Source organism: Vulcanisaeta sp. EB80 (genome assembly GCF_002078205.2).
The window spans coordinates 57576-77099 of the sequence record NZ_LCWN02000003.1; the positions used below are offsets into that span (position 1 = coordinate 57576).

Annotated in this window: 24 protein-coding genes, 2 tRNA genes and 2 pseudogenes; 15 read left to right on the forward strand and 13 right to left on the reverse strand. The window is 45.5% G+C overall.

Going from position 1 to position 19524, the window contains the following annotated elements; all coding sequences use genetic code 11:
* Window positions 1–10 precede the first annotated feature (10 nt).
* Window positions 11–361, forward strand: coding sequence for a hypothetical protein (locus B7L70_RS01315; RefSeq protein WP_081226102.1), 351 nt, complete (start codon window positions 11–13; stop codon window positions 359–361).
* Window positions 358–858 carry a hypothetical protein gene (locus B7L70_RS01320; protein ID WP_081226103.1) on the forward strand — a complete coding sequence of 167 codons (501 nt, stop codon included), beginning with the start codon at window positions 358–360 and terminating at the stop codon, window positions 856–858. The genes B7L70_RS01315 and B7L70_RS01320 overlap by 4 nt, the downstream gene beginning before the upstream one ends.
* A gap of 31 nt (window positions 859–889) precedes the next feature.
* Here B7L70_RS01320 and B7L70_RS01325 read toward each other — a convergent pair whose 3' ends face one another.
* Window positions 890–2896 (reverse strand): hypothetical protein, encoded by a 2007-nt coding sequence (locus B7L70_RS01325; RefSeq protein WP_081226124.1) that lies wholly within the window; start codon window positions 2894–2896, stop codon window positions 890–892.
* Between the two features lie 275 nt (window positions 2897–3171).
* Between B7L70_RS01325 and iorA the strand changes: the two genes are divergently transcribed.
* Together iorA and B7L70_RS01335 are read left to right on the forward strand one after the other, a co-directional pair.
* Entirely contained in the window at window positions 3172–5022 is a 1851-nt protein-coding gene (gene iorA, locus B7L70_RS01330) for an indolepyruvate ferredoxin oxidoreductase subunit alpha (protein ID WP_081226104.1), read from the forward strand.
* Between the two features lie 11 nt (window positions 5023–5033).
* On the forward strand, window positions 5034–5618 hold the full coding sequence (locus tag B7L70_RS01335) for an indolepyruvate oxidoreductase subunit beta (protein WP_081226105.1): 585 nt from the start codon (window positions 5034–5036) through the stop codon (window positions 5616–5618).
* A gap of 61 nt (window positions 5619–5679) precedes the next feature.
* Here B7L70_RS01335 and B7L70_RS01340 read toward each other — a convergent pair whose 3' ends face one another.
* Window positions 5680–6012: a hypothetical protein gene (locus tag B7L70_RS01340; RefSeq protein WP_238376029.1), complete on the reverse strand. Its 333-nt coding sequence runs from the start codon at window positions 6010–6012 to the stop codon at window positions 5680–5682.
* A 174-nt stretch (window positions 6013–6186) separates the two neighbouring features.
* Here B7L70_RS01340 and B7L70_RS13135 point away from each other — a divergent pair, with 174 nt between their 5' ends.
* Window positions 6187–6333, forward strand: a complete 147-nt coding sequence (locus B7L70_RS13135; protein WP_162009061.1) for a hypothetical protein — start codon at window positions 6187–6189, stop codon at window positions 6331–6333.
* Window positions 6311–7483 (forward strand): hypothetical protein, encoded by a 1173-nt coding sequence (locus B7L70_RS01345; protein WP_143701484.1) that lies wholly within the window; start codon window positions 6311–6313, stop codon window positions 7481–7483. Before B7L70_RS13135 ends, B7L70_RS01345 begins: the two co-directional genes overlap by 23 nt.
* On the opposite strand, the gene B7L70_RS01350 is transcribed toward B7L70_RS01345, so the two are convergent.
* On the reverse strand, window positions 7392–8264 hold the full coding sequence (locus tag B7L70_RS01350; protein ID WP_238376030.1) for an MFS transporter: 873 nt from the start codon (window positions 8262–8264) through the stop codon (window positions 7392–7394). The two genes, B7L70_RS01345 and B7L70_RS01350, sit on opposite strands and share 92 nt — an antisense overlap.
* 547 nt (window positions 8265–8811) lie before the next feature.
* Window positions 8812–8887: transfer RNA gene (locus B7L70_RS01355), tRNA-Gln, on the reverse strand.
* A gap of 472 nt (window positions 8888–9359) precedes the next feature.
* Between B7L70_RS01355 and B7L70_RS13140 the strand changes: the two genes are divergently transcribed.
* The 3 genes and pseudogenes from B7L70_RS13140 to B7L70_RS14235 all read left to right on the forward strand — a co-directional run.
* Window positions 9360–9524, forward strand: coding sequence for a hypothetical protein (locus B7L70_RS13140; RefSeq protein ID WP_162009062.1), 165 nt, complete (start codon window positions 9360–9362; stop codon window positions 9522–9524).
* Window positions 9511–9798 (forward strand): hypothetical protein, encoded by a 288-nt coding sequence (locus B7L70_RS01360; RefSeq protein ID WP_143701485.1) that lies wholly within the window; start codon window positions 9511–9513, stop codon window positions 9796–9798. Before B7L70_RS13140 ends, B7L70_RS01360 begins: the two co-directional genes overlap by 14 nt.
* 295 nt (window positions 9799–10093) lie before the next feature.
* A pseudogene (locus B7L70_RS14235) lies at window positions 10094–10678 on the forward strand (LAGLIDADG family homing endonuclease); the annotation flags it as partial.
* A 250-nt stretch (window positions 10679–10928) separates the two neighbouring features.
* Here the strand turns inward: B7L70_RS14235 and B7L70_RS01370 are convergent.
* Both B7L70_RS01370 and B7L70_RS01375 read right to left on the reverse strand, forming a co-directional pair.
* Window positions 10929–11070: transfer RNA gene (locus tag B7L70_RS01370), tRNA-Tyr, on the reverse strand.
* A 417-nt stretch (window positions 11071–11487) separates the two neighbouring features.
* Entirely contained in the window at window positions 11488–12774 is a 1287-nt protein-coding gene (locus B7L70_RS01375) for a molybdopterin molybdotransferase MoeA (protein WP_081226108.1), read from the reverse strand.
* Between the two features lie 66 nt (window positions 12775–12840).
* On the opposite strand from B7L70_RS01375, the gene B7L70_RS01380 reads away from it, so the two are divergent.
* Complete coding sequence (locus tag B7L70_RS01380) at window positions 12841–13911, forward strand: hypothetical protein (RefSeq protein ID WP_081226109.1); 1071 nt, start codon at window positions 12841–12843, stop codon at window positions 13909–13911.
* Window positions 13912–14024: 113 nt separating this feature from the next.
* Here B7L70_RS01380 and B7L70_RS13145 read toward each other — a convergent pair whose 3' ends face one another.
* The 4 genes from B7L70_RS13145 to B7L70_RS01395 are packed head-to-tail and all read right to left on the reverse strand — an operon-like array spanning window position 14025 to window position 15269.
* Window positions 14025–14168 carry a hypothetical protein gene (locus B7L70_RS13145; RefSeq protein WP_162009063.1) on the reverse strand — a complete coding sequence of 48 codons (144 nt, stop codon included), beginning with the start codon at window positions 14166–14168 and terminating at the stop codon, window positions 14025–14027.
* Window positions 14165–14464: a hypothetical protein gene (locus B7L70_RS01385; RefSeq protein ID WP_081226110.1), complete on the reverse strand. Its 300-nt coding sequence runs from the start codon at window positions 14462–14464 to the stop codon at window positions 14165–14167. The genes B7L70_RS13145 and B7L70_RS01385 overlap by 4 nt, the downstream gene beginning before the upstream one ends.
* A gap of 39 nt (window positions 14465–14503) precedes the next feature.
* Complete coding sequence (locus tag B7L70_RS01390) at window positions 14504–14917, reverse strand: HIT family protein (RefSeq protein WP_081226111.1); 414 nt, start codon at window positions 14915–14917, stop codon at window positions 14504–14506.
* A 40-nt stretch (window positions 14918–14957) separates the two neighbouring features.
* Window positions 14958–15269 carry a hypothetical protein gene (locus B7L70_RS01395; RefSeq protein WP_081226112.1) on the reverse strand — a complete coding sequence of 104 codons (312 nt, stop codon included), beginning with the start codon at window positions 15267–15269 and terminating at the stop codon, window positions 14958–14960.
* Between the two features lie 288 nt (window positions 15270–15557).
* Between B7L70_RS01395 and B7L70_RS01400 the strand changes: the two genes are divergently transcribed.
* The 5 genes from B7L70_RS01400 (at window position 15558) to B7L70_RS01415 (ending at window position 18054) form a co-directional block, all read left to right on the forward strand.
* Window positions 15558–16139: a ZPR1 zinc finger domain-containing protein gene (locus B7L70_RS01400; RefSeq protein ID WP_081226113.1), complete on the forward strand. Its 582-nt coding sequence runs from the start codon at window positions 15558–15560 to the stop codon at window positions 16137–16139.
* A 173-nt stretch (window positions 16140–16312) separates the two neighbouring features.
* Window positions 16313–16459 carry a hypothetical protein gene (locus B7L70_RS13150; RefSeq protein WP_162009064.1) on the forward strand — a complete coding sequence of 49 codons (147 nt, stop codon included), beginning with the start codon at window positions 16313–16315 and terminating at the stop codon, window positions 16457–16459.
* The gene (locus tag B7L70_RS01405; RefSeq protein WP_143701486.1) at window positions 16446–17111 is read left to right on the forward strand and encodes a hypothetical protein; all 666 of its coding nucleotides are present in this window, start codon (window positions 16446–16448) and stop codon (window positions 17109–17111) included. The genes B7L70_RS13150 and B7L70_RS01405 overlap by 14 nt, the downstream gene beginning before the upstream one ends.
* A gap of 43 nt (window positions 17112–17154) precedes the next feature.
* The gene (locus B7L70_RS01410) at window positions 17155–17847 is read left to right on the forward strand and encodes a hypothetical protein (RefSeq protein WP_101940207.1); all 693 of its coding nucleotides are present in this window, start codon (window positions 17155–17157) and stop codon (window positions 17845–17847) included.
* A gap of 30 nt (window positions 17848–17877) precedes the next feature.
* The gene (locus B7L70_RS01415) at window positions 17878–18054 is read left to right on the forward strand and encodes a preprotein translocase subunit Sec61beta (protein ID WP_081226116.1); all 177 of its coding nucleotides are present in this window, start codon (window positions 17878–17880) and stop codon (window positions 18052–18054) included.
* Here B7L70_RS01415 and B7L70_RS01420 read toward each other — a convergent pair.
* The 3 genes and pseudogenes from B7L70_RS01420 to B7L70_RS13820 all read right to left on the reverse strand — a co-directional run.
* On the reverse strand, window positions 18037–18810 hold the full coding sequence (locus B7L70_RS01420; RefSeq protein ID WP_081226117.1) for a geranylgeranylglyceryl/heptaprenylglyceryl phosphate synthase: 774 nt from the start codon (window positions 18808–18810) through the stop codon (window positions 18037–18039). The genes B7L70_RS01415 and B7L70_RS01420 overlap by 18 nt on opposite strands.
* 34 nt (window positions 18811–18844) lie before the next feature.
* Window positions 18845–19282 carry a hypothetical protein gene (locus tag B7L70_RS01425; protein WP_081226118.1) on the reverse strand — a complete coding sequence of 146 codons (438 nt, stop codon included), beginning with the start codon at window positions 19280–19282 and terminating at the stop codon, window positions 18845–18847.
* 44 nt (window positions 19283–19326) lie between these two features.
* A pseudogene (locus B7L70_RS13820) lies at window positions 19327–19524 on the reverse strand (hypothetical protein); the annotation flags it as partial.

Here is a 19524-nt window from a genome sequence, read left to right on the forward strand (position 1 = left end):
TTCGAGAGCTGTGGAATGTAATGAGATAACCGTTAGGGATTGGGATGGGGTTAGGGAATACCTATGCGGCAATGTGTCATTGGCCAGGTTGATTAGCATTAATGATGAGGTTAGTGTGCTTAGCATAGATGTGCTTTCTCCATGGGACATACCCATAGATGAGACATTAAAGATTGGGGATGTAAAGTTAATGTATAGGAGAGAAGTCATAAACAACCTCAAGTGGGAGTTCGTCGGTTATGATGATGGGGTGAGGAGGGAGTTGATTTCCATAAGGATATTCGTAGGTAAGGGGTTTGATGATTCAGCAATAAAGGAATTAATAATTAATGCTGTAAAAACATACTCAAGATATCGATGAGGCAGTACGCATTGGTGATCATATACACAAGTAATGATGAGGTGAAGGAATTAGCGAACAGGAAACTGGGCGATGTTGGTCTCGAGATTACGAGTGGGGTTATGATATCCTGGCATGCAAGGCAGGATTTGGAGGGTAGGATAATGAGTATTAAGGACGAACTTGTGAAGATAATGGAGGGGGGATTTGAGGGCGAGTTCGCATACGCAATAGTTGAGCTCACTGATGAGCAGTTTAGAGCAGTAAGACCCCTGGTAGTCAGGAGATTGGAGGTTGAGGATAAGAGGCTATTGACATACGGTGAGAACCTACTCAAGAGGATGAGGTCGAGGCTGAACAATAGGGTTAGGAGGGAGTACGGTAGGTTTGATAGGCAGTATAGGCGGTTAATAATGCTGCATAATATCTTCGATGTAAAGCATGAGTTGTTAAATAGAGTCATGGATCTAGCCAGAGAGTTAAGGATTGAATACGAGAGGAGACACAAAGAGAATTAATTTAATTTTGAGTAAATTAATCCCATAATAATTACATGGTTACTACTTCGTAATCCCTATGTTGTTTCTTACCGTTGGCAAATGCAAAGGCTATTGCTGCAGCACCACCTAAGCCCAAGGTGCCTATCAATGCCTCAATGGTTGTTATTGGGAATCCATCTATTATGGCTAATATGTCCGACTTTATTGTTATCACGTCATTACCATTAATCGTAACCAACTCGCTGTACTTCAGGTTACCATACTGGGCAGTAATTAGGTATGTACCACCCAATACATTAGTGAACCCAACAGTACCCATGCCGCTCGTTGTTCCATTAAGAGTCGGACCTGTGCCGATTCTATACAGTGTTATTTTCGCGTTGGATATAGCCTGGCTCCTGGCACCAACAAACAGCACCGTGACGTTGTATAACCCAATGGTTACACCAATTGGTTGGTTAATTAATGAGTTAACGTTGACGTAATACAGCGGCACATTGTCATAGTACACAACTGCCGTGAACGGCGTTGGCTCGTTTATGCTTATGTACGCATTGCCATCAGAGCCGCTAACAGCCGTTGTCACCAACGATCCATTGACCAAAGTCTCAACCTTAACGCCGCTTATTGGTGCATTCAGTGTATTGGCGAAGTGCATTGTTATTGGTGTCCAATTAACATACACCATGTATGTACCAGTCTCACTAACACCGAGTGTTGAGACCGCTATGTATGCTTGAGAACCATCAGGGCTTATCGAGACCAGCCTCTCTGTGGATCCCCATGGTATTTCGGAATTCACGAGACCCGTGTAGACCGTGCCACTTGGCGTAACTATCTTGTATATGTGCGCTATCTCTGGTAATTGAACAACTAATGCTGTCCACAACCCGCTGGAAACGTCGGCGTCGGTTACGGTAACCTGTAGATTACCATTGACCCATTGACCTGCTGGTTTGTATATTATCGGCATGAACGTAACCACCAATGGGACATTTAGGTTATCCACAACCTCGAAGTACCTGTCGTAGACTATGTATATTCCGAACATGGGTGCAAACCTAATGAATGGAGGCAGTAGGTAGCTTATACCGCTGACCTGCACCAGCGTGCTGTATAGGGAAACAGGCGATACCCTATTCGCGACTATCTCAAAGTGCCCAGGCTGCTCTCCAACGACTAGGGGCTGCACTGTGTACACCGCAACTATGTAACCAAGCAGGTTCCAACCAGGTGGTACACCAAACTCAGAACCTGTTATCTCAAGGGTTTGGCCTGGATTAACCGTGTAGTTCAGGAACTCCGTACCCTTTATGAGCATGGCGCTCGGCATTATATACTCATTACCGTAGTTAATCGTGACCTCGTACTGGCCAGGAGGTAGTTCGTTGGCTGTTAACTCGACGTACTTGGGCTCAATCTTTATGTAATTAGCTAGGGGACTCCACTCAGAAACTAGCTGTGCAAGCGTTGTGCCATTAGGTAACGCTATGCTCGCTATTTCGAATGGCATGTAATTCGGTATTGAAAGCTCGACGATCTGCTGCGTGACGTACTGTATTGACTCGTCAGGTATCGTTATCCCAAGCGTGAATGAGGTGGCTGATGTATTTAGGGCAACGTACTCCTCCTTCACGAATACGTATGTTACCGTTACCGTCTCATTAAGTGGTTGATTACCGGCGTTTGCTATGGCTAATTGATTGCTACTCGTGTATGCACTAACTATTGCGCCTATCTCATTCTTGCTATACATCACGCCATTGCCGCTAATTACCAGGGCTGGGGAGGGTGAATTAACATTAACCTTTATGTAACTAAGCGTATAACCAGGCCCTGGAGGTAGTGGCGCCTGTATCGTCATAGATTGACCTGGCGCCAATGTTATGGTCCTTGTTGTGTTTATGTAATCAATGTATTCAAGTATTGCATAGTATGGCTGGTTTATCGTAGTTGGTGCGTTCACGTTAGGTGAGACCTGGTATTGAGTAGCCATAACTATTACCGATACTGTTACCGCTAGTACTAGTAGGAGTATTGCTAGGTTCTTCCTCATGTTATTCACGGTATCGTGTATGAAACAAAGGTAATATTAAATAAGCAATTAAAATAACTAATGTAATACCTGGAAACGCGCGATTCTAGCCAATATGACTTAAAAATATAAACTTGTATTACAAGAAAACATAGGTGATGAACCCTAGACATGCCGAGTCGATGAGGAGTCCATTCTAGGCTGATCAATATAGGACTATATAATAAATATACCACTAGCTAAATTATTAAGTACTAGGAGAAAGGCTTTAATTTAAATAGGACTTGTGATTTTTGATGAACAATTGTATTATTAAACTAATGCTTGGGAATCACGCCATCGCCCATGGTGCGTTGGAAGCCGGTGTCGCCGTTGCGGCTGGTTACCCAGGCACACCGTCAAGCGAGATAATGGAGTACCTAATTGATTATGGTAAGGAGTTTGGCGTGTATGCCGAGTGGAGCAGCAATGAAAAGGTCGCCTTCGAGGTTGCATACGGTGCTGCCTTAGCGGGTTCTAGGGCTATCGTCATGATGAAGCACGTAGGCCTCAACGTAGCCATGGACCCATTAATGTCAAGCGCATATACAGGTGTTAAAGGCGGCTTTGCCATAGTCACAGCAGACGACCCAAACATGTGGTCGAGCCAGAATGAACAGGACAATAGGTGGGTTGGTATTCACGCCTACATACCGGTCTTCGAGCCATACGACCCACAAAGCGCCAAGGATTTCGCAAAAAACGCCATAGAATTCAGCGAGACACACTCGCACCCAGTGCTCCTGAGGAGTGTGACTAGGGTTTCGCATGTTAGGGGTCCTGTCACGGTATGCTCACCAGCCGCACCGAGGTATGCTGAGGGTTACGTTAAGGATCCTAGGAGGCATGCATTAATTCCTGCAAATGCCCGTACACTTAAGAATGAATTACTAAAGAGATGGAGCACTATTGAGAAAGATGTGGATCAATTACCGCACAATTACATTGAGGGCGATAGGAATCTCATAATAACCAGTGGTGTTGCATTCACATACGCGCTCGAGGCTGTTAAGAATTATGGTGTTAAGGCAAGTGTGTTAAACGTAGCTACACCCGTACCTTTACCCAGAAAGACGATATTGAATGCCGTGTCCAGGGCGGATAGGGTGGTCGTTATTGAGGAGGAGGATCCCGTCGTTGAACAGCAATTGAAGGCATTACTTTACGAAGAGGGTATTAGGGTGCCTATTTTAGGTAAGGCTGAGAATCTATTCAATAGGGTTGGCGAATTAACAATGAACTCGGTAATGGACGGATTATCTAAAGCGCTCGATATCAACAATCCATTACTGTCAAACCACCCAATCAAGGTTGATTATGCACCACCACCCAGACCACCTGTCTTTTGCCCTGGATGTCCGCACACGGCATCATTTTATGAATTAAAGATAAGCACAGCAAAGGCGGGCGTTAAGCCTATCTTTAGTGGTGATATTGGGTGCTATAGCCTTGGAATCAATAATCCATTCAACGAACAAGACACGTTAACTGACATGGGAAGCTCATTGGGCCTTGGTATGGGTATTTATCACGGCACACGTGGGAAAGAGGTTATTGTATCAATAATTGGAGACTCAACATTCTTCCATGCAGGCTTGCCGGCATTGGTTAATGCCATTTACAACAAAACCCCCATGCTGATAATGGTACTTGACAACAGGGTCACGGCAATGACAGGGGGTCAACCAAACCCAACAAACAAGATAGACATAGGGGAGGTCGCTAAATCACTTGGCGCTGATTATGTGAGTACTGTAGACCCATTCGAGGTAAAGAAGGCTCAGGAAGTAATCAGCGAAGCCTTGAACGTGGTGAGGAAGGGTGGCGTGGCTGTGGTAGTTATGAAGAGGGGTTGTGCGCTCGAGGCAACTAGATTGTTTAGGAATTACGTAACTCGTTACTACGTTGATGAAAACGCCTGTAAAGCATGTGGTATATGCTACAACCTAATAGCGTGCCCGGCACTAGTACCGCTGGAGAGTAGGAAGGCTTGGATAGACCCGTACATGTGCGTTGGATGCTCGGTATGCGCCCAAGTATGCCCATACAACGCGATAAAGCCCGAGGGTGATGTCAAGAACTGGTTAAGTGCATGGGCCAGGATGTGAGGTGATGGGTAATGAGACTGAGCATGTATTTGGCTGGTGTTGGCGGGCAGGGTCTAATAACCTTCGCAACGGTATTAGGCGATGCAGCGCTCAGGGCTGGTTATAAGGCATTAATCGCCGAAACCCATGGATTAAGCCAAAGGGGTGGTTCGGTGGATGTGCACGTGAGGATCGGCGATGTGGATGCACCGTTGATACCGAGGAATGGCGCTGACGTTATCGTAGCATTCGAAATACTCGAGGCATTAAGAGCTGTTAATTACGCTAATGAAAACACGACCTTCATAGTAAATAGGAGGTTAATTAGACCACCGGCAACCAAGCAGAGAATACCCAGCATTGAGGAGTTGGAGAACATGCTCAGGAGCAGCATTAAGAATGTGTATTTCATAAATGCCTATGAGGACGCCGTCAAACTTGGTAATGTGATTTATGAAAACATGGTAATGCTAGGAGCCCTATACTCAATCATGAACCTAAGCCAATACATACCGCAGGATATTATTGAGGAGGCAATAAAGATGAACATAAGGAGAGACGTTGATAGAAACATAAAGGCATTCATGTTAGGCTTGAGGTATGGCAACACCACCTGAGAAGGAATGAAAGTAAAAAGATAGTTAGTTTTAATTCTAATAAATGAGGATAAAGGCACATTTACCTTTCCTTGACAATTCTCAAGTCAATACCTATGGTCTCAGGGCCTATAGCAGCTGCAATACCATAGACAATACCCGCAAGAATTAGCCAAAAGGCTGCGGTAAACCATATATTAGTACCTTCGATAAAGTAAAACACACCATAAAGCGGTATTGAGTATAGCGGCATCCAGGCACTAATGAAAATACCGGAGCTGTATCCGAACCCAACACCGCTCCCCCTCCTCTGTGTTGCGAAGCGCTCCGATAAGTAAACCGGCACTAAACCGTCTCTCCGGAGGTGGTGGGTTGTTCCCACCGTCTCCTTCTCGACGGCTTCTCCATGAGCCACCCCCAGCTGCGGGAGTGGGTCCCCGCCTGTCGCCAGGGGTTCACACCCACTCCCCTCACCGAAGGTGGCTCCTCCAAGGTCACCCTCGCCAAGCTCATCGGGTTCATCCCTTTCAAGAAATTAGTACAGAAAGCTTTATAAGTTTTTCTGTAATTTTTGGTCTTGGTGTAGGGAGTGCCTGAGGAGTATGTGTTTCATGCCCGGATTTCAAAGACTAGCCATGGGCTTCTCTGCATCTATATACCCAAGAGGCTGAGTGTGAGGATGATGCACCTGCATGGGAGGGAGGTGATCATCCGTGTCACTGTTCCGGATGAGTGATGTTGTGGGTGCGTCTACAGTGGTGGATTACGTGACAATCATTGGCAAGCTCTACCCAGTCTCAAGTGAGGATTACATGCGCTTAGTGAGGCTAGCGTGGGACTTCAAAAATGCTGTCCGAATAACCACTAGGATGATTGCCAAGGGGGTGGATAAAAACAGCATACTCAGGGAGCTCAGGGGAATGCTGAACAAGGCATACGCCGACTCAGCCTACAAGGTGGCCAGGGCTATTGTGGAGGGGTGCTTATTCAACGGTTGCAACCCACTGCATATAGAGGTGAGGAGACCATTCATCGTCAGTGAGGGTGAGTCCTCAAGGCTTGGGAACAGAAACGTGAGACTGGAGAACACAGGCCTAGTCAAAGTCAAGTACCCATATGATGGCTCGTGGATAACGCTACGAACCGAGTTCGGGGAGAGGTACCTACCACTACTCAGGGAGTTGGTAGACCTCGCTAGGCAGAGGGAGGTGAGCTATGGGGCTAGGATTGTCTTTAGGGGAGGCAGCATTTACCTTCACCTATCAATCCCGATAAAGCTCTACCTCAAGCACTTCAGGAAGGGTGAAGCCGAGGGAGGGTTTGTGGGTGGTTTCGACCTAAACAGTGATAGGGTGAACCTGGTAATCATTGATGAGCATGGGAGGATAGTGGACACTAGGACTGCGTGGTTCACCGAGACAACTTCCCATGGATTCCCAAGGAATAGGGCTAGGGCCTTGAGGCTCAGGGCATTGGCGAAGCTGTTGAAGTACTGCTACACGCATAACGTCGGCGTTGTTGTCTTCGAAAACCTCCCCCTAATTAAGAGGAGGAGGTTCACCAGGAGTAGGGTGGGTAATAGGAAGATAACTAGGTTCGCCAAGAGGCAATTAATACAGTACGGCATCGTAATGGCATTGAAGTACGGGTTCAAAACACTCCTCACAAACCCAAGGGGGACAACAAACTCCAAGGAACACGAAGAAGTAATGAGGAAGTATGGACTAGACAGGCACACAGCATCAGCCTACCTAACAGCCCTAAGAGGCCTAAAGGCATTAATAAATATGTACACTACAAACAATCACAAAAACCAAAACAGCCCTCGGGTAAACTGGCCCTCGCATATATACCCACAGCAAAATCAAACATTGAATAGGAACTGAAGAATAAACTAGTCATGAAAACAAGCACTTGTAGGAAGGTCCATAGTGCTGGCGGCTTGAATATACTGAAGAAGGGTATCCTCTCGAGTTGCCCCTTCTCCTTAGCCTCCGTGAAGATTGGCGTGTCAGGCATCGTGTACCTAATTATGAATGCAACAACCGCCGGTATTAACCCAGTTAGAAACACGTATCTCCAGGCGTATGCCTTCATGGCGTGTAAACCGAATACCGCAGTAAAGGCAGCCACAACGAGACCACCCAACGCCACGCCCCATGAGAAACCACCCTGAACAATACCACTAACCAAGCCCCTCCACCTAGGTGCTGAGTACTCCATGGCGAATGGGTGACCAGCCGCGTACTCGCCACCAACGAATATACCAAGTATGAACCTAATTAGGGCATAGATCCAGAAGGCTGCCCACCCAACCTGGGCGTACGTTGGTATGGCTGCGGTCACCGCACTCATTATTCCATAACCCAATATCGTTATCATCAGCGTATCCCTCCTACCAATCCTGTCAGCAAAATTACCAAACAATGCACTACCCACGGGTCTAGCAATCATCGTGAAGGCATAGCCTAGCAACGTTAGGTAATAACCAACAACAGACTTAGACAGAGTTGGTGGCATTAATACAGCAGCCAGTATTGTAGTCATTGCCGTAACAAAGGTTAGATCATAAGCATCAAGCATAAAACCAATGAACTGAGAGGCTATTGCACTACCCGACCTAGGAGGCCATTTATAATGCTCGGGAGCCCACTGAACCTTAACCATACAATATAATGCGATCTGCACAATATTTAAAGCATTACTCCTATGTAATAATCGAGATATAAAATATGAACATATAATATATGCTATTAAAATTATTTTTAACATTGTATTAGATATAAAAAATAATAAAGAGAATTTAGAAAACACTGACCAAGTCAAACGATGGATAGGTCAGTGCCGCATCAGTATTAAGGGATAGTATTTATTATAGTATTTAAGGTAAGGACGTATTATCTTTAATAGCCTACCTTAGATTCAAGATTAGAATCAATTAGTGATTAGGATATCTTGGTTTAACAATATGCCGCTTTGCTCAAAAGCCACACAGTACACCAACGCAACCTACGCCTAATTATTTATTGCTCTGAGGATTGCAAATCATATAAAAAGTGAAACCTAAAGGGCGTAATCAACCATAAGTAACCTACAACTAGGCAAACAGTCTAAAACAGCCATAAACGGAATACACAAAGGACGCAAATGAAGCACTAATAACGATATGCTCTTACTGTCCGTAACACGGTTTAGAGAAATAGAAGGATGGGAGTGGTAGCCGGGCCCGGATTCGAACCGGGGTCAACGGGTCCAAAGCCCGCCATCCTTGGCCGCTAGACGACCCGGCTAAACCCAATTAACAACCCCAGTTTAAAAGCGCTACGCATCGCAAAGCAAACACCACAAACAAACAAGACAAGGCGCAATAATCCAACCAAAAACAAAACCAAAACCCCGAAAAATCACAACCAAGACAAAACAAGCACAAAAAGCAACGACCCAAGCACCTCACAGAAAAGCCTCACAAACCCACACCCATGGTGCAAAACAAAAACCAAGTCAAAACCAAAAACATAAAGCAAAATTTATGGTCCCCGGCCAGGATTCGAACAGGAGACCTTCTGTATCTGTAGTGGTTGTGTTTCTTGTTAGTCTTCATGTCAGTGTTATTTTGGTAGTTTCTTCATCATTGCTTTCGGTGTGTGTTGTTGGATCAAGTGCTTGTTGTGGTTGTCGTTATTGCGTGTGTGGTTGTTGTTTTGTGCCTGTGTTCGTGGTGCCTTATAAGCCTAGTTGTTAAAATAATTGTTGGGTGTGGGTGTGGATTGGCCGTTTGCATGGCTGTTGACGTATCGAGGAGTTGATTGCCAGTTGTGGAGCTTCGTTTACAGTAAGTGTATGGAGGCGGAACTGTGCAGTGAGTTAGCCAAGATATTCGTGGATGAACTGAAGAAACATAGGTGCTTCGGCCATGCACCTAGTTAGGTGCATTGCTGCCTCGGCTGAGGGTGGGTTTAAAACCAACGGGCCGCCGATAAACGGCAAAGGCCCAATGGTTGATGAGGAGGACAAAAAGTCAAGCAACGAAGCCTCCCTGCCCAAACCCACCCAGGCGGGGAGGATAGAAACATGCACCAAGCTGATAAGACAAGCAAAGAAGTGCCTAGAGGATAACAACAGGAATTGCGCTGTACAAACTTTAGAAAAAAATAGAAAATGGGTGCCACAAGGTTCACGCAGCTGGAAAAGAGATTGTTAACGAGACTCGGGGTATCTTTCACACGCTATGGTTGATGAGCAACAATGATAGACAGAGGTGTGAGCTATTAAAAATGCTCAGTAATCTCGGCGTTTCAAGGAGGTGGGTGAGGGATTCCCTGAACGAGAATTCAAAGCGAGTAAATAAATTGTTAGAGGAATGCAATGTTAAGATGGAGAGAAGGGTGCCGAGGTACGAAGTCATCAAGGAAATTGAAAGCTTACTGGAGAAATTTGGTTGGAATAGAGATAAGGAGTGTGAGGAGTTATTAAGATTTATCGGCATTGATGTTAATATGCTGAAAAGACATGGTATAAATCCATGCAATTGGATTTACGCGGAAACTAGTATTCACTACATCATAGGAATTGTTGCAAGCGACATAAGTGACCGTGTGGTCGAGACCCGAAACAATGAGTATGTAAAGGTCTCGTTAAAAACAACGGAGTCGATCAGTGCTATAGTATTTCCAAAAATTCTTTCTAACATAGGAAGACCAAGCGTGACGTTCGTCTGGGATAACGGTACACCACAGCAAAGGGGAAGAACGGGCATCATAGCCATAGAGTATTACATCTACGTTAAAAAAGAGGAGTGGAAGTGGTTGAATATCGAGGAGTTGATTAAGTACATAAGGGCATTGAGGCCGGAGGATGTGCCGAAGCTAATTGCAGGAATAATTGACGGAGACGGCACAATTTATTATAACATTGAAAACTCAGCACTGGCTATAACAATTACAGCGTGCCGTAGCTGTGGAAAAAGAGCTCTTTTAGATGCCGCTCAGGAAGCATTGAGGAAATTAGGGATAGAGAGCAAAATCTACGAGTATGAGACGGACCCTAGAGCTAGGCTAGGGGTTTATGGAGAAAACGCCATTAAGCTGCTTAGATTAATCGTGCCGTACCTACATCACCCAATAAAGCGGTTGCGAGCCGAATTAATCCTAATGCATCACGATGGCAAAATAGACCGTGAAACACTCACTACACTTTATGGCTTAACGGAATACGGAGACAAAGACGACCCAAAAAGATACCACGGCCTAGAAGCCCTCACCCAAACAGCCCCACAAACCCACACCCACGGGAACAAAAACCACCAACCCCATAAAAAGGAACTGAACAATTTGGTCCCCCCGCCGGGATTCGAACCCGGGACCTACCGGTTTCCACTAGCCGTGGCTTTTTCCCATGTCGCCACGGCGGCTGACTACAGCCGGTCGCTCTAACCGGGCTGAGCTACGGGCCGCGCGGGGTTTGTGCCCCTGGGCGCCCTATCAACGGGGGACATGTGTTGTTTTTCTCCTGGTTTTTAAGTTTTGCGTGGTGGGTTTTCGGTGGGTTTGGGTGGGTCGGTGTTATGGGTGTGTTGTTTCTTGTGAGTTTGTGTTTGGTGTTTTCGTGAGTATGTACTTTGTCCCTTGTTTTGTCGGTTTTAGTTGTTGTTCCTGGACTATTATTGGTAGGTAAATGGCCAGTGTCTTTATGCATTGTGGCTTTGGTTCAATGCCGTATTCAGTGAGGCATCATTCCCTGAAGCATGTGGTAGTTATTTTGTATTGCCCATTTCTTTTTGTGATGTTCAATACGCAGTTTTGTATTGCGGAATCCCTTACGTTGCTTATTCCGCAGCTATGCGTATCGAGCTTTTACGTCTACTTAACATTTTTCATAATGTTCGTTTAGTTTATAAGTTACTTTCATCGCTAGGGTTGAATGGTTGTCTTAGGAGTAGGACCTCGGTTTGTTGGCCTTCTTTGATTATTTGTCCTTTGCCTGTGAATACTAGCCCGTTAACTGTGAGCAGTGTATGTGTTAGTGAACTGCCCTGCCTTGGTATCTCCTCTATTAAGTACTCATTGCCCCTTCTCGTAACCCTAACCCTATACTGCCTAGCGAACTCCTCATCACCTAATTGGCCCTTAACAAGGCTTGCATTAACCCTGGGCTCGGGCATATCCACCTTAACGCCAGCCATCTGTTTAATTACTTCTTTAACGATTATCGTGAGCGCATTTAGTGTGGATATTGGGTGCCCCGAGAGGTTGATGATGACCTTGTTGCTACTCAGTACGGCTATGCCTGTGGGTCTCCCTGGCCTCATCCTTAAGCCCCTCACGTATGCCTGTGGTTTTAGTGATTGGGTGACTTCGTAGACATAATCAACCCCACTAGGCCCTGTACCACCCGTGGTTATCACTATATCGGCCCTATCAATGCCTTGAGTCACGGCGTTCCTGATGGCCTCGGGATCGTCGGGTACTATCACCTTACCCACAACCTCTGCGTATGGTGTGTAAACATTGATGTAGTCTCTTATCATGGACGCCGTGCTCTCCACCACCTTACCATTGATTATAGCGTTAATTACATCACTGGGCTCCTTAGCCTCAACAAGCTCTGAACCCGTTGCTACTATGTAAATCCCAACCTTCCTCCTAACCCACACCTCGCCAATCCCGAGCTCCAGTAGGGCTGGTACGTCCCAGGGCATTATCACCGTACCCTCCCTAAGCGCGACCTCACCCTTCCTGGCGAAACTCCCTGCTGGATCTACATTTTCCCAGGGCTTTATTGACTTATTTATTAAAACCTCATTATCACTAACAATCTCCACGTACTCCTCCGGTACCACGGCGTCCGCATTCCTCGGTATATACGCACCAGTCGTTACATATGCCGTCTCCATGGGCCCTAACTCAATATTGGGTACCGTACCTATGTTAACTGAACCAACCACCTTCAATTTAATGGGTACCTTAATCACGTCTGCACTCCTCACGGCATAACCATCATAGGCCGCCTTAGACATTGGCGGTATGTCGATTGGCACAACCGCGTCCCTAGACAGTACACGACCACTCGACTCCCACGTTGGAACCTTTACCTCATCAACAGTGCTTAAACCACGTATTATACTCATTACTTCACTTAGCTCGTGTGGTACTACGAATTTGTACTCGTGGAGTTTCACATGAGCTATGTAGTAATACGCATTTAAAAGCCGGGCGCTAATTCAGTTGGTACTAAGGGGGTTGGTGTGTCAAATCAAAGTAGCGCTGAGACCTTGGAATGCCTCTACCAGTTGCTTAATTACGTTGATGAGGATGATGAGGCATTAATCAGGGATGCAACCCTTAGATACGGTAATGATTACCTGGAAATATGTAATCAGGCCAGGGGCTTACTATCATCATTGGGCGATAGGGCTGATGGGGAGGTTAGGAGGTTTTATGAATTATTGGCTGACCACGCCATGGATAGGATTAGGGGGTTCGGCAACGCCGCCTATGCCCTAGCCAGGTACATGGAGCTTGGTGGACGTGAGGTTGTGCTAAGGGTTCAGTTTAGGCTCATGGGTTTCGCGGAGGACATTGTCGAGGATTTAATAAGGGCTGGGGTTCTAATGCATAGGTCCAGGGACGTATTGTTCGTACCTGAATACCTAATCCCAAGGCTTCTCGAGATCTCCGGGGACATAACAATACCTGATGTGAAGGAACTCCTCAGTGGTGCCAACATTAGGGAGTTGATGGCTGTGGAGGCTGCCGTCTTTGGTGCGAGACCAGTTAATTGGTTATTTAGGGCTATTTATGGCATGGATTTTAGAGAACTTATTACGGGAACTAAGATCGATGGCCTCCTGGACGGATCAGTGGGCGAGTTAATACTTAATCCTGCAATTGATGTCCAGGCGGTTAGGGCCTTAATTCATGAGATGAAGGATTCAGCAGCCAGGTCGTTTAAGAGGATCCTGAGCCCCCATGGCCAATACATGTACAGTAGGGTTGCTAGGTGCGGTGTTATGTACACGGTTTTTGGTGAGGGTAGTAGGGAACTAATACTCCTATGTCCCTGGGTAATACCAAGCAGGAGGTTTTTGGATTATCACTCACGTGAGGAGAGGGTTATTGTCGTGGGTACAAGCCCTAGTAATGAATTTGCTGAATTGATGAGGAGGCACACTGAGGAATTGCCTTCACGTACTGGTTTCGTATTTCTAAGTAATAACGAGGCCATGGTCTATAGCCCAAGAGCCTCAAGTAAATCATTCGATTCATTCCTTGATTTTCTATACAGGTCAAACCTTAAGGTAACGTATCTAAACTAATCAATACTTAAGCCGATCCTTAATTAATGTACCTATTCTAGTCGCGTAACCTGGCGAATAATGACTAGGCTAGGGTTCACCAACCTCATCATGGATTTACGCGGAGCCTCGCTTTAGCAAATCGGCTTGGCATAGAGTATCATGGGTTCACCCCGATCTGGGTATGGGTCGACCAATAGTATGGGTGTGAAGCCACGCCTCTCGTAAAATCCCCTGGTTCTCACATACGGTTGGTAATCCGGATCCTTCCCAATCAACCACGTATAAGGCCTATTACAAGACCTATTATGAATGCCAATGAGGAGTAAGGTATTACGCTAATAAATTGTTGGGCCTTCGCGTATGCTGTTGCTAGGGCATAGCCAGCGTAGTGAAGTAGGGCGACTAATGATGAGGGACTTAGGTAGCCCAGGGCCATGGCTAGTATCACTATGGCTAGCAATATCAGGGCTACACTCAGCAATCTCCTTATCAATATACCAACCAATAACCCAAGAATGAATAAACCTATTATGCTAACTATCTGGGTTAGGGTTAAACCAAATATCTCCATCGCATTATAATACGCCAATTAAAATAAAAAAGTTACTTCTCATAAATCATTAAGTACCTCCTTAATTTCCCTAGATAATACGGATGACACCTCGCGACCCTCCTCAACCGTTAGGTAATGCCTACCGCTAATGTGGCCTGTCATTGGTATTACGTGGAAGTGTACGTGGAAAATAACCTGACCAGCCTCCGCACCGTTGTTCTGAACCACCCTAACCCCAGGAACCTTTAGAGCCCTCATTACGGCTATAGTAACGGCCTTAGTAATCTTAATAACACGACATAACTCCTCATCGGGTATCTCAGTTATATCCCTGTAATGCCTCTTGGGCATTACTAGGGTGTGGCCCTTATTTACTGGGTACTTATCGAGTATTGCTACCACGTACTCATCCTCATAGACAATGTATGCAGGCTCCTCACCCCTTACTATTTTACAAAATACGCAATCCATCAGTAAATCAGGGAGCGGAATTACTTTTGAGCTTTAAGCCTCAGCATATTCCCGCGTATGATGATGTGGATAGAAGATAAAGGCTTATTGAGAATACCACAATTAGTGCTGCAAAGACCATCAACAATAAATCACTCACCTCACCCCTACTTAGGTAGCTAATGAGTAAAAGCGCGCCGGGTATCGCCATTATGAACGCCAGTATTTCCATTAACGTGAATGGCGCAGCACATACGGGGGCAGCGCCTGGTGTATAAACCGCCTGCCAAAAGCCCATTATGAATAGTACAAGTATTAATATGGTCACTATCGCTAATGCCGTAAGCCATCTGCTGGGTGTCATTGTGCTCATCGAAATACGTCAATGAACCATCTCCCTTTTAAGTATTATTCACACAACGAAGGAAAGCGATATGACTACGATAATGATTAAGAATAACCTCCCTAACTCATTATGGTTAATGTTTCCTACCAAAGTCGAAAACGGTTGTATTCATGCTATAATGGCGAGTCTTGATTTAAAGAGGGGCTTTTCGTTAAATGATGATTAAGAATATAGGATTTAGGCGAATTAATGGAGGCATTAATACGAGTATCGCATATGCAAGATTTTAAATTTAGAGGGATTTATGGCTTAGTGATGAGTGATAAAGGTAATGTTGGACTTAACGGTAGAGTCCTCTACACAGGTATTGAAAGGTGCCCCGTATGCGGTAGGGATACATTACATGTGATGGAAATCCTTTACAATGACCCAGTATTTGGCGATTTAATATTGTATAGTAATCAATGCGATAATTGTGGGTATAGGAGAACCGATATACAGTACTTAAACTCCAGGGGTCCCTCTAGGATAACCTATGAGGTTAGGGATGAGGAGGATGTCTATAGGACCTACATATTTAGGTCGAAAAACGCTAAAGTGTTTAGTCCAGAATTGGGTTTTGAAATTACTCCAGGACCTGAGGCTGAGGCCATGATAACAACTATGGAAGGATTATTACTGAGATTACTCGATGTTGCGGATAGTATGGAGGTTTTGAATGAGGGCGATGATGCTGTCGTAAGTAAGTTGAGAGAGTTTAAGAATAGGGTTAGGGATGCCCTTAAGGGTAGGTTTAAGTTCACGGTAATTATTGAAGACCCAACAGGGAACTCCACACTTAAACCACCACAAGGTCGCGAAAACAACCTACACATTGAACCACTCAATCAGGGTTAGTAAAGATTTTTAACCTAGCCCTTAATGGTTGGGGAAAGTCTTTATCGTATAAAAGGTTTTTATGAGCCGTTTGCCTTAACCGTTTTGAAGCTTCTTCAATTTCATACCAACGCCACCTTCGGTAGTTCCTCTATTGTTTCCTTGGTGCGTGTCTTTGTGTTGGGTGTTTGTCTGTGTTGTGGTTGCTTTTAGCCGGTATGGTGTGCATATTGGTGCTCTTCGTTCCTGTGGAGCCTCGTTCACGGCTCAACTTGTCATTAACCACGTTCTTCATGAATGAGCTTGAGAAGCATAGGTGCTTCAATTATGCACCGAGTTAGGTGCTTAACTGAGGGTGGGTTTAAAATCAATGGGCCGCCCGAAATGGGCAAAGGCCCAATGAGTAACGAGAAAGAACTAGAGTCAAGCAACGAAGCCTCCCTGCCCAAACCCACCCAGGCAGGGAGGATAGAGCAATGCCAAGAAGCAATCAAGGAAGCAAGAAGATGCCTAGAAAGCAACGATAAGGATTGCATCACGAGACTCATTGAGGAGTTGGTTCGAAACCAATGCCACGATGGTAGACTAATCGGCAAGGAGGTTGCGGACAAGGTTAGGGAGGTTGTTCACGAGTTGTGGCTCGTCAGTAATCATGAGGAGGAGTGTAGGTTATTGAGGATACTTAGGGACCTTGGTGTATCGAGGAGTTGGGTTAGGATAACGACCCGTATAACAAATCTGCGGCAATTTAACGAGCGGTTGGAAAGGTGCGGTATTGATTGGGAGAACAAGGCAGTGAGGTATGAAGTCGTTAAGGAGATCGAGGATTTGCTGAGGAGGTTGGGTTGGAGTGAGGTTAGGATGTGTGAGGAGGTGTGGCGGTTCGTTGGTGTTGATGTTGATGAGTTTAGGAAATACGGCATAGAGTCGTGTGCTTGGCTTGAGGGCTTGGAGTCACTGCGTAACTTGAGGAGACCTACTGGTTCGGGTTAAGGGTTAGTGACATGGCAATAGAGAAACTTGATGATAAAATCAGTTGGAGTTAAAGACGACGAATGCCATTAGTGCCATATTCTTCCTGACATTATTAGGCGCTGTCAAGAAATCAAGCCTAGAAATTGGATTGAAAAGTAAAGCGCCAGCAGCAAAATACGCATCTGAATTAATCGATTTATCATACTATGTATACCTAAGCACCAATGAATGGCCGTGGACCATCGAACACAGTATCCTCAATGGCTTCAGCGATGAGGAGTTGAGTGAGTTTTTAGCAGGCGAAATCGATGGAGATGGATCAGTAGTATATTACTATAACGGTGAGACTGAGTTAGTTTTTGTGTACATTATAGCTTGTAAGGCTTGCCCAAAGAGAATTGTTCTCGATGTGTTGAGGGATACTATTGCTAAGAGGTTCGGCATCATTGGAACTATTAACCAACTTGAAACAGACGATGCCCTAGTGTTTTGCGGCAAAAACGCCGTTAAGCTGCTCAGACGCATCGTTAAGTACATGCACCACCCAATCCGACGCATAAGGGCAGAGTTGATCCTGGCGCTTTACGACGGGAGGATAAGCCTTGAAGTGTTCGAAAAGCTCTACGAACAAACAGAGTATGACCAAGGAGCACCAGACGTCAAGAGGAGCCGCGGCTTGGAAGCCCTCGCCCGAGCGGCCCCACAAACCCACACCCACGGGGCTACTTGGGATAAGGAGAATCTAATTAGATAGATTTAAAAACAGTCTCAGAATCAAATTACGATGCCTAGACGTAGACGTACGTCAGGTGTATCGCCGTTCATTGCAGCAGGGCTTGTGAAGTTCAATGAGGCTAAGGAGATAGAACGCATAAAGCTAAGCCCACAAACCGTGATATTCCTTGGAATAGCGATTTCTATAGTGGTGATATTACTGAAATTCCTAGCCTCTCCTCCCTGAGTTTTTTCTTGCTAACCCACCCTCGTGGGTGGATCTTATTATGTCTTTGAGAAGTTCGGGATTCTCCTCAACTATCGTTCCGGTGACCACAGCATCTGCACCAGACAACGCTAATTCAAAGGCTTTTTGGGGGTCCCTAATGCCACCGCCAATAATGAGGGGTTTATTAACGAGAGACTTAACCCGAGAAACCATCCTCGGCCTAACGGGTTCACGCGCACCGCTGCCGGCTTCTAGGTAGATCATATCGAAACCCATTAATTGGGCTGCATAGGCGTAGGCTAGCGCTATGTCATCCCTGTCGTATGGTATGGGCCTGGCATGGCTTACGTAACCGACGGCACCACCGTCACCAATGATTATGTATGCTAACGATATTGGTTCCAGGTTCCTGAACCTCTTTATTAGTAGTACGGAGGCTTGTATTTGAGCTCCAACTATGAAGTATGGATCTGCACTATTTAATACACTTAAGAAGAACACCGCATCGGCGTGCTTGCTTAGGTTAGCTACACTACCTGGGAATAGGATTACTGGTATTTTTAGTGAGCCCTTAACCATGCTTAGGTACTCATCTAATTGGCTCTCCGATATGCCTAGAGAACCACCAACCATTAATGCGTCAGTTCCGTATTCCTGAACCATAAGTGCCAACTCCCTAAATTCCCTGGCGCTAACCTTGTCTGGATCGAGTAAGGTCATGTGTATTGTACCTACCTCAGAGATTCTACCCAGCAAGTGCTCCTTAACCCCCATTGGTTGATTTAAAGGGGTATGATTATTTTAAATATCACTCCTCGATATAGCCTACATCCTCCGTGTACTCGCCTTCCTCGCCATAAACCTCCCCACCCCCCTCACCCTCACCCAAACTACTCTCCTCACCTAAACCTTCGTTAGTCTCTGTTTCGCCTTCATTAATCAATGGGTTGTTGGTTTGCGGCGTTAGTTGCGTTAGGGATATTGTTACCTCCTTCTTTGGCTTAATGCTTCCTTGGTAATAGAGATCGACGAATTTATTGAAGTAATCAACAGGTAATAACCCAGGTATGTAATTGAATTCAGCCTCAAGACCGCAATTACCGCAATTAACCAAGACCTTCCCCTCCTTCTTATCAATCTTAACGTTAACTAGAGGTGCACCGCAGTGTGGGCATGTGAATACCTTGGGTAATGTCTTCTTTGGCTTAAGTAGTAACTTCTTACGGCTTTTCCTCCTACGACCCATCGTTGCCTCAGCTTTTTCTTAATATAAATACCTTTTCCTTATTATTAGCGGATCTCCACATTAACAAGATGACCCCTTTCCCGCCTTTTGGGCGGGGTTTTGTTGGGGTCTTGGGTGTTACACCGCTTTGTGGGTGCTACTTTGTTGTGGTCTACGGTGAAGGAGAGTGGCTTCTTTATGATTAAAGGCACTTTGCCTGTTGCCTTCCTCATTATGTTCAATGCCCCATTTAGGTCGCTGTG